Here is a 9826-nt window from a genome sequence, read left to right as displayed (position 1 = left end):
GCCGGCGCGAATGCGGGCAGCGCGAAGGGCTTGCCGCCTCCGCCTGCGGAGCACGCAGTGCAGGCTGAGGCCGTGCCCGGCGGCTACGCCGAGGGCTACCGCGACGGCGTATTCGCCGGCGGGGAGGCGCTGGTGGCGCAGCACATCCCGCCGGATCACATTCTGCCTGCCGTGGCGGCGGCAGATCTGATCGCGGCGGGATTCCGCCAATACGCGCCCAGCCTGGCCCGGCTGTCCAGCCCTCATGAGATGGCTGGACACATCACGGCGGCGCTGGATGCGCAGCGCCCCTTGTCTGTCGTTCGCCTCGGAGATGGCGAACTGCTCACGCTGGCAGCCGATACGGTGCTGCCAGGCCAGGAAGTGCAGGAGCTGGCACCGTTTCTGCCCTATGCAGGGGTGCCATGCTCAACCCCCGACATCCGCGCGATGCTTGCGGAAGCCATACAGGCCGCCGACTGGGTTGGCGTGCCGATCTCGCGGGCGCCGACCTTCCAGGGGCTGTTATTCCCGGTATTACGCCACTTCGGGATCGACTGGTCCCGGCTGAAATTGACCAGTTCCACGATCAATTACAGTCTGCATCAGTCCGGCCTGGTGTTGACCCTGCTGCAAGGACGGCGGGTTCTGCTCATAGGCAGCCAGGCACCAGAGCTTGCGGCACTGCTGCATAGCCGAGGGATTCATGTCACAGGCATCATTGGTTCTGTGGCAGGAGTTATGGATATTCCGAGGGTGATGCAGCAAACCGCAGAACATGCTTTTGATATCGCTTTGGTGGCGGCGGGAATTCCGGCGGTCATTCTGTGTTGGCGAATTGCAGGTGAACTCGGCAAGGTCGCTCTGGATTTTGGACATTTGGCTGACAAACTGGTAACAGGAGAGCTTCAACTCTAGTGGACCGTCCGGAGGCTGGTCATGTGCGTGTTAGCCTCACGGACAAGTGGAAATGGAGGGAGCAACATGAGCACACCCGATCAACAGCGCGGGGAAGGACGTCATGGTCGTTACAACAAGGTTAATGCTCGAAACGTCGTCTGTCGAAAGGGTCATAGTCATCTGAACATCATTCCAAATATCAGCACTCACAGTGACAAGAGCCGCAGTGAAAACAACCGGAATGGCAGCATAAGCAGCGAAAAAAAAGCAAACCGATGTACCACACAGCACGATGTCTCGCGACCTGACATGGCAGTCCTGCATGCAGCAGGTCGTCGCTCAATACGGAAATCCAGACGTAAAGGCAAAGGCAAGCGCACAGCCAAAGGCGCCAGACTCTACAAACAGGGGTATACCAGAGGATACAACGAAGGTGTTCGCCAGGGACAGAGCTCGTTTGGGCTTGTTTTTGAAGGAGTTAGCATCATTATCCCCACGTACAATCAGCGAGACTATGTGCTGAAATGTGTGTCCAGTATCGAAAAGCATACCCCTGCCCCCTTCGAGATCATTGTTGTGGATAATGCCTCCAAGGATGGAACTGCCGAGGCCATGCTCCGCAAAGGCGGCATGGTGAGGGTGGCTGCCCTGGATCAGAATCGGGGGTTTGCCGGAGGTGTCAATCATGGGCTGATGATGGCGAGAGGACGACATATCATCGTGCTGAACAACGATACGCTCGTTACTCCAGGCTGGCTGGATAACATGATGACTTGTCTTGCCAGTGATCCGAAGATTGGTGTGGTGGGTCCGGTGACCAACTATATTGGCGGGGATCAGCAGATTGAGGTTCCGTACCGTGAGGTAGAAGAGATGTGGTCTTTTGCCACCACACATAATCGTCCGGATGCAGACAAACATCGAATAACCGATCGCCTGGTCGGATTCTGCTGGCTGTTCTCACGGGAGCTGCTGGAACGGGTAGGTTATCTGGACGAAGGGTACGCGGTGGGCAATTTCGAAGATGATGACTGGATCATCCGGGTGAAGCTGGCAGGATACCAGCTTGCGGTAGCCGGGGATGCTTTTATCCACCACTTCGGAAGTGTCAGTATGAAAGCATTGGGTGAGCAAGACTTTGCTGTAGTGAATAAGGATAACGAGCAGTTTTATAGCCAAAAGTGGGGAGATCCTCATGCGCTGGTTGCCGAAACCTCTCGCTTGGCTAGAGAACAAACCTCTGGTACCTCATCCGGTCAACAAGAGGATGGTGACACACCCCCAATGGATCCGCGTCAGCGAATCTCAACGCAGGGCAGCCAAGATCCAGCATTACAGTTCAGACACAGTTATGTCTTCTACCCGGAAGGTTCGTTTCTGTCCGATGCCAAAGGAGATGTCTATACTCTAACTGGCGGTCGGCGGCGTAAGCTGAACATCCCTGTACCTCGTGGAATATCTCCTGTTCAGGTTGCCAAACCGGATCTGCTCGCCATTCCTGCCGGAGAAGCACTGATATCAGCGGGGGACGTGCAAGGATGGCCGAGGGAATCACAACAGGTGCATACGACAGCGGTTCATGGTTCTCACAATGGATGGGCAGAAGGAAGTATTGTTGCCGCAGTGGATGCACCCGAGATTCGATATCAGATCAGCGGAGACAAGCGGAGACGATTTGTATCGGTCTATGCAGCAGAACGTTGGGGTGTACATTCCGGGCATATTGTCAGCGTGTCTGCAGATCAACTGAATGCGATGGAAGAAGGCTGGCCCATTATCGCCCCACCTCAGCTCTTAAACCCAGATCTGTAATGTCAGGCAATCTAGTTATGCGAATCAGCAGCATGATGCGGAATGGAAAATGTAGCGGTAGCCTGTGGAATCGCTCTGATTCATTCCGCATCCGAATAATTGAAAGATCAACGAATTCTTTTTACAATATGACCAACGCAGTTATCATCAAGCGTAACTTGGGATCATGATATAGGGATAGGGAGGATGCGGGATGAAGAATTCTATAGTCAGACAAGCCGAACAGATTGCCAGTGATTTTTTGCTGGAAAAAGTAACATGCTCACATCATATCATCGGTAAAGGTTTTGTTAATCAGGTCTGCCTAGTGGAGACGGCAAGTCATAAAGTGGTTGTACGCATGAACGATCCAGATACATATTCTACCTTTGTGAAAGAAAAATGGTGCATCGAACAAGCGGCGAGTGCCAGTATTCCTGGGCCAGAGACATTGTCCGTTGGGGTCAACGCTGAACATGCCTATATGATTCAAACGGTTGTGGAAGGGGATAACGGGTTGGACACGACAGTGCCCACGTCTGTGATTTGGAGGAAACTCGGTGAGTACACACAACGTATGCAATCCATCCCGGTGGCAGGTTTCGGAAGGGAAATGCATGATCCCGTACAAAACCAATTTTACTCTCCTCCTCATGCAGGATCAGATGGCAGTTGGCAAGGATATGTGCAATACAATATCAATAGTCTCACGGAGCAAGATTCATTGATTGAGCTTGGTGTCATTACGATGAAGGAATCACAGCTCGTAAGGCAATGGTTCGAACAATTGAAATTGCAAAAGTTCCGCTTTGGTTTATGCCATGGCGATCTCTCCTTGAAGAATACAATCGTAAGTTCAACGGGTGAGATTACCCTTCTGGACTGGGGGAATGCGGAGGTCACCGTCGTGCCGTATGGCGATATCATTCAACTCATGCAATGCCAGCTACGGGGTGAAGGTCCTGACAAGGAAGAATTGAAAGCGTTTTTAGAAGGATATGGGACAGGCACACAAGAGCAAGAGCGCGAACTGAATCAAGCGAGCCGTGTGTTGTTATTGAAAGCTTTTGATACCCTGAGGTGGGCTATAGATCGAAGTCCGGATCAGATCGAGTTCTACACTGATTTAGCAAAACAAGCTTTTAACCAGGTTAGGAGGGGCCAATAGCGATTCAATCCTGTAAAATAAGCCATCTTTCAAATTTATAATTTAATCTTTCTATTTGGTTATAGGTTTATTCTATTAGCAGATCCATTGACGCAGGTAGGGCACAGGAGTACATTTAGAGCCATAATTCTTATTTAACAGATGGGAATTGAAGGTCTAGGGCGTTCATATTCAATCGCCCAGATCTTGATCTTAAAACTAATCAGGAGGTATGTCGATGTCATCATCAACCAAAAAAGTCGTGCTGTGGAGCAAAACAGGCTGTCATTTCTGCGGGGAAGTGAAAGCATTTCTGAAAGAGCGAAACCAGCCTTTTGAGAACATTGAAGTGCAGGGCAATGACGTGCTGCGTGATGTGCTTGAAGCAAAATATGGTATTCGGCATGTACCCGTCATTGAAGTGGGAGGGGACGGCAAGTTTGAAGCCTTGCTGGAACCTGATCTGGAGAAGCTGGCTGAACTTCTGGCACGAGCGGACGAAGCGGCAGCAGTCTAACGGGAGTTGATATATACCTTTGGAGCAAGCCGTTCCGGCTGCTGCATGATGCAAGATCGCATTTGTACAGCAGCTGGAACGTTCAAAAGCTATGGCTCACTTGGGATGTAAATGGTCATATTTACATCTTCAATGTTCATATAGAAAAAATCTATTAGTCGCGCTGTTGACCCTTTTACGGGGCAGTGATAAGATTTGTGAAATTAAAACAAACCAAACTCATAGGAATAGTTAACTTTTAAGTTATTTTGCATACGTAATCAGTTCAGTTGGCCCTTGATCATTCTTTTGAAGATTCTAATCCAAGGAAGGCGGAGTGCATATGACAGCGAAACGCAGTTTGAAATTTGGAGCCATTATTCATGGGGTTGGAGGAAGCAACACCACATGGAGACACCCGGAGGTTCTGTCGGATGCCAGCGTTAACTTTGGATTCTACAAACGTCAGGCACTGAAAGCGGAGGAAGGCAAGTTTGATCTGGTCTTTATCGCAGACGGTCTGTATATTACCGAGAAATCCATTCCGCATTTCCTGAATCGCTTCGAGCCAATCAGTATCCTCTCCGCTTTGGCTGCCGTTACTTCACGTATTGGACTGGTGGGTACCCTCTCGACATCCTATAGTGATCCGTTCACCGTAGCCAGACAGTTCGGTTCCCTCGATCAGATCAGTGATGGCCGTGCAGGCTGGAACGTCGTGACTTCTCCGCTGGAAGGTACAGCGAAGAACTATAGCAAGAGCAGTCACCCTTCACATCCGGAACGTTATCGCATTGCCGCGGAATATTTACAGGTAACCAAAGGGTTGTGGGACTCTTGGGAAGATGATGCCTTTGTAAGAGACAAAGAGAGCGGTGTATTCTTCGACCCATCCAAACTGCACACGCTTAATCATGAAGGAGAATTCTTCTCCGTACAGGGGCCGCTCAACATTGCCCGTTCACGGCAAGGACAGCCGGTGATTTTCCAGGCAGGTTCATCGGAAGATGGCAAAACGCTGGCGGCGCAAGAAGCGGATGCTGTCTTTACCGGACACGATACGATTGAAGATGCACAGGCATTCTATAAGGATGTCAAAACACGTGCGGCTTCCTATGGACGTTCTGCACAGGATATTGTTATTCTGCCAGGCATCAATCCTATTGTTGGACGGACGGAAGAGGAAGCTGAACAGAAATATCAGGAGATCGCGAGCCTGGTTACCATTGATAAAGCGCTGGATTATCTGGGACGTTTCTTCGAACACCATGATTTCTCCCAATATCCGCTGGATGAACCGTTCCCGGAGCTGAATGGCATTGGAAGCAACAGTTTCCGCAGTGGAACCGACAAGATCAAGAAGGATGCCAAAGAGCAGGGATTGACCTTGCGTGAAGTGGCTCTGCGGGCAGCAACACCGCGCAGCAAATTCCTGGGAACACCGGAGCAGGTCGCTGACAAGATTCAGAAATGGTTTGAGACGGAAGCAGCGGATGGTTTCATTATTGCTTCGGAACTGCCGAGTGGATTGTCTGATTTTGTGGAACTCGTTGTGCCGATTCTGCAAGAACGCGGCCTGTATCGTACGGACTATGAACACGATACATTGCGAGGTAACCTTGGGGTACAGATTCCGGTTAACCGTTATACGGCTGCGAAGAAGCAAGTTGTATCTGATTTGGCATAACTGATAGGGAGCGAACGAGCATCTGATGTTGTCTGGCTGTTTTCTCCAACCGGTAATGAAATCAATTACTACGTTTTGTACTACTTTAAAACCGACTTAACTCATAGGATATATAGAGTATTGGGTATAAACATCAATTAAATGACACCTGTATACACAGAGGGGGAAGCGATATGAACAGGTCTATCTCATGGATGAAATATATGGCATTGGCAGCAGTATTGGTGATGGTATTATCCGGTTGCGGATCGGCGGGAGGCAGCACGAACAGTACGGCACAGGCATCAGGCGGGGGGCAGGCCGGGCAAGCCGAAGGAGGTAACCTGACTTTTGCACTTGCAACTTCACCGGATACACTGGACCCTCATCGCAGTGGGCTTGCTGTAACTGTACGCGCCATCCGAACGATCTACGACAATCTGGTCGTGCAGCTGCCGGATGGTTCCATCAAACCGTGGCTTGCCACGGAATGGAGCGTATCCGAGGACGGCAAGAGTTATACATTCAAGCTGCGTGAAGGCGTGAAGTTCCATGATGGTACACCGTTTAATGCGGAAGCCGTGAAATACAATCTGGACCGGGTGATTGATCCGGCCACCAAAGCTGCCAATTCCCTTGCCCTGATTAGACCGTATAGCTCCTCCGAAGTTATTGATGAATATACCATCAAGGTAAATCTGGAATCACCATCGCAAGCCTTTCTTGGCAACTTGAGCCAGGCACTGCTGGGGATCGTATCCCCTACAGCTGCCCAAAAATATGGCGACCAGCTGGGTAAAAATCCGGTGGGCACAGGTCCGTATACCTTTGTGAAATGGGATGAAAATGCGGATATCGTCGTTGCCAAAAACAAGGATTACAACTGGGGGCCTGAGACGGTTGAAAATAAAGCTGCACCACATGTGGATACGATCACATTCAAAATTGTACCGGAAGAAGCAACGCGGATCGGAAGTGTACAGAGTAGTCAGGTACTCGCTGCCGAGACGGTTCCACCGCAAAATGTTGCTGCATTGAAAAACGATCCGAACCAGCAACTGTTGCAGGCCAACACAGTTGGGTTACCATACACACTCTTTTTCAATCTGCGCAAAGCGCCTTGGGATGATGTGAAAGTAAGGCAGGCGGTACAATCCGCCGTAGATGTGGAATCGATTGTCAAAACATTGTATCTGGGCAACTACGAACGTGCGTGGTCCGCACTGTCTCCTGGAATCCTGGGTTATAATGCATCGCTGGAAGGAAGCATCAACCCGGACATTAACAAAGCCAATCAGCTGCTGGACGAACAAGGCTGGGTGAAAGGCGCTGATGGTATTCGTGCCAAAGACGGGCAGAAGCTGACCCTGCGGTATGTTGATGGTTCGCCCAATCGGGAGAAACGCAATGACATTGCCGCCATTATCCAACAACAGTTGAAACAGATTGGCATTGCCGTTGAAGTCGAGATTACAAAAGATATCGCAACAGTCATTTATCAGAACTGGGATTATGATCTCTATGGCAACAGTCAGGTCAATTCTGATCCTAATGCCTTGTACGCTTTCTATCATACGAGTGCAGAGGGCGAGCGTCCGACATTGTCCGGTTTGTCTGATCCAAAGATCGATGAACTGTTAGAGCAGGGAGCGGTCGAGACAGATCCCGATAAACGTGTCGAGATCTACAATCAGATCCAGCAATACCTGATTGAGCAAGCGGTAATTTTGCCGATCTATGTATTCCCGTATACCGTCGCAGCATCGAAAAAGGTCGAAGGCATCAAGTTTGATTCATTGGGGTATCCACTCTTTAACGACGTCCGCATTCAGCCCTAACATGAACGGCCAATCCAGATTGAGGAAGGAGATATCCCGGTATGGTTCAAACGATACTGTCACGACTCGCAACATCGCTTCTGGTTATTTTCGGAGCTTCGGTGCTGGTGTACTGCATCATGTATCTTCTGCCGGGTGATCCGGTTCTGCTCATGCTGGACCCGTCCTCGGCTACCCCGGAGATGATCGAGAATCTGCGGGTCCAGCTAGGACTGGATCAACCGTTTTACATCCAGTTTGCGAACTATTTCGGTGATATGCTGCGTGGGGATTTCGGTAAATCAATGATCAATTCGGATCCGGTTCTGCCGAAAATACTGGAACATTTCCCAGCGACACTGGCTTTGACCGCACTCAGCTCAATCATTGCCATCACGATTGGAATTACACTTGGTGTATTGTCTGCGATTCATCGCAATGGCGTGATTGATTTTGTCGCTCGGCTAGTTGGACTTTTTGGCATCTCCATGCCAACCTTCTGGACGGGGATACTGCTCATCCTGTTATTTTCAGTACAGCTTGGCTGGTTCCCGGCGATGGGTTCCGATGGATTCAGTTCACTGGTTCTTCCGGCAGCTACGCTGGGTCTTGTGGGTGCAGGATTTATTGTACGGATGGTACGGAACAGCATGCTGGAAGTGATCAATGAACCGTTTATCGTGGCATTACGGGCCAAAGGACTTTCGGAACGTGCCATCATGTATGGTCATGCACTACGTAATGCGCTTATTCCTGCAGTAACGGTAATCGGCATGCTGATCGGTGATCTGCTTGCGGGCACCGTTGTGGTGGAAACTGTCTTCTCCAGACAAGGAATCGGCCGAATTATTGCGGATGCGCTAATGGCCAAGGATCTGCCAGTGGTGCAAGGGGTTGTCTTCTTTACATCCATTATCTATGTGGTCTTGAACCTGCTGGTGGATATCTCGTATTCGTACATTGATCCCCGGGTTCGGCGTGCAGTCCGCACATGATCATGGATAGAACAGTCAGATGTGTCCTGACGCGGAGTTATGAAAGGAGGAGTTGTTGCTCATGAGCATGAAACCTTTGGCTGGTGACAAAAAAGCATGGGCGGGCAGTGTAGGACGTATCCGTCTGTGGAATCGCCGCCCTTGGCGTTATCGCGTCTCATTCGCGGTATCCCGATTATTCTTTTATGCAGCATTGCTGGTGGTGGTATTTACCGTGGCATGTGCGATTGTACCGGGCTGGATTGCGCCCTATGATCCAACTCAGATGATGACTGATGTTATCCTGCAGGCTCCTTCTGCTGCGCATCTGTTCGGGACGGACTATTTTGGCAGGGATATCTTCAGTGTGGTTGTGCATGGAAGCAGGGATTCGCTGCTCATTGGATTTGCTTCCGTTCTTGTGGGCGGTATTGTCGGTAGTGCTCTGGGTATTATCTCCGGATATGCCGGAGGATTTGTTGATACCATCACGATGCGGGCTGTCGATATTCTGATGGCTGTACCTGGTGTGCTCCTGGCATTGTCTGTTGCAGCTGCTCTCGGGCCAGGACTGATGAATATTGCACTGGCTGTTGCGGTTTCCTCCATTCCGGGGTACGCACGGGTGATGCGTGGGCAGGTCATATCAGTTAAAGGTCTTCCTTTCATTACAGCGACACGTTCACTGGGCGGTTCCAATACGCGTATTTTCTGGAAACATGTACTGCCACATTCGTTGTCACCACTGCTGGTCATGGCTACGCTTGGCGTAGGGACATCAATTCTTACGGGTTCCGGACTCAGTTTTCTGGGACTTGGGGTGTTGAAGGAAATCCCGGATTGGGGCGCATTGCTCTCGCAAGGTAGAGGGTATCTGACGGTTGCCTGGTGGATCTGTACGTTCCCGGGGCTGGCGATCACGTTGTTTGTACTGGCGGTTAATCTGATTGGAGACGACATTCGCGATCGGCTGGACCCCAAAGTAAAAGGAGCGGCTTGACCGCTATTCCAAAATATAAGAATTTATAAGTTTCACCCTATCCATTTTTATATTTC

General features: G+C 50.4%; 8 protein-coding genes. All 8 read left to right on the top strand.

Annotated features, from left to right (window positions below; genetic code table 11):
- Positions 1–897: GT-D fold domain-containing protein (locus tag ACE04G_RS28605; protein ID WP_449004603.1), on the top strand; the 897-nt coding region annotated here is incomplete at its 5' end.
- A gap of 66 nt (positions 898–963) precedes the next feature.
- Positions 964–2691: a glycosyltransferase family 2 protein gene (locus tag ACE04G_RS28600; RefSeq protein WP_449004604.1), complete on the top strand. Its 1728-nt coding sequence runs from the start codon at positions 964–966 to the stop codon at positions 2689–2691.
- A 193-nt stretch (positions 2692–2884) separates the two neighbouring features.
- Positions 2885–3838, top strand: coding sequence for an aminoglycoside phosphotransferase family protein (locus ACE04G_RS28595; protein WP_449004605.1), 954 nt, complete (start codon positions 2885–2887; stop codon positions 3836–3838).
- Positions 3839–4055: 217 nt separating this feature from the next.
- A complete protein-coding gene (locus ACE04G_RS28590) occupies positions 4056–4334 on the top strand; it encodes a glutaredoxin family protein (RefSeq protein WP_221820974.1) in 279 nt (92 codons plus the stop codon).
- A gap of 322 nt (positions 4335–4656) precedes the next feature.
- Positions 4657–6000 carry an LLM class flavin-dependent oxidoreductase gene (locus ACE04G_RS28585; protein WP_221820972.1) on the top strand — a complete coding sequence of 448 codons (1344 nt, stop codon included), beginning with the start codon at positions 4657–4659 and terminating at the stop codon, positions 5998–6000.
- 173 nt (positions 6001–6173) lie between these two features.
- Entirely contained in the window at positions 6174–7817 is a 1644-nt protein-coding gene (locus tag ACE04G_RS28580) for an ABC transporter substrate-binding protein (RefSeq protein WP_221820969.1), read from the top strand.
- A gap of 41 nt (positions 7818–7858) precedes the next feature.
- The gene (locus ACE04G_RS28575; protein WP_036605816.1) at positions 7859–8791 is read left to right on the top strand and encodes an ABC transporter permease; all 933 of its coding nucleotides are present in this window, start codon (positions 7859–7861) and stop codon (positions 8789–8791) included.
- 61 nt (positions 8792–8852) lie between these two features.
- A complete protein-coding gene (locus ACE04G_RS28570; RefSeq protein WP_221820967.1) occupies positions 8853–9770 on the top strand; it encodes an ABC transporter permease in 918 nt (305 codons plus the stop codon).
- Positions 9771–9826 lie beyond the last annotated feature (56 nt).

The sequence above is a fragment of the Paenibacillus sp. AGC31 genome (assembly GCF_057334655.1).
Note: the sequence above shows the minus strand (reverse complement) of the source record. Positions and strands in the feature narration are given on the sequence as shown.

Excerpts from the sequence above, each read along its gene's own strand:
- ACE04G_RS28600 (WP_449004604.1), top strand. The coding sequence starts at position 964 with ATGAGCACACCCGATCAACAGCGCGGGGAAGGACGTCATGGTCGTTAC.
- ACE04G_RS28580 (WP_221820969.1), top strand. The coding sequence starts at position 6,174 with ATGAACAGGTCTATCTCATGGATGAAATATATGGCATTGGCAGCAGTA.
- ACE04G_RS28570 (WP_221820967.1), top strand. The coding sequence starts at position 8,853 with ATGAGCATGAAACCTTTGGCTGGTGACAAAAAAGCATGGGCGGGCAGT.
- ACE04G_RS28575 (WP_036605816.1), top strand. The coding sequence starts at position 7,859 with ATGGTTCAAACGATACTGTCACGACTCGCAACATCGCTTCTGGTTATT.
- ACE04G_RS28595 (WP_449004605.1), top strand. The coding sequence starts at position 2,885 with ATGAAGAATTCTATAGTCAGACAAGCCGAACAGATTGCCAGTGATTTT.
- ACE04G_RS28590 (WP_221820974.1), top strand. The coding sequence starts at position 4,056 with ATGTCATCATCAACCAAAAAAGTCGTGCTGTGGAGCAAAACAGGCTGT.
- ACE04G_RS28585 (WP_221820972.1), top strand. The coding sequence starts at position 4,657 with ATGACAGCGAAACGCAGTTTGAAATTTGGAGCCATTATTCATGGGGTT.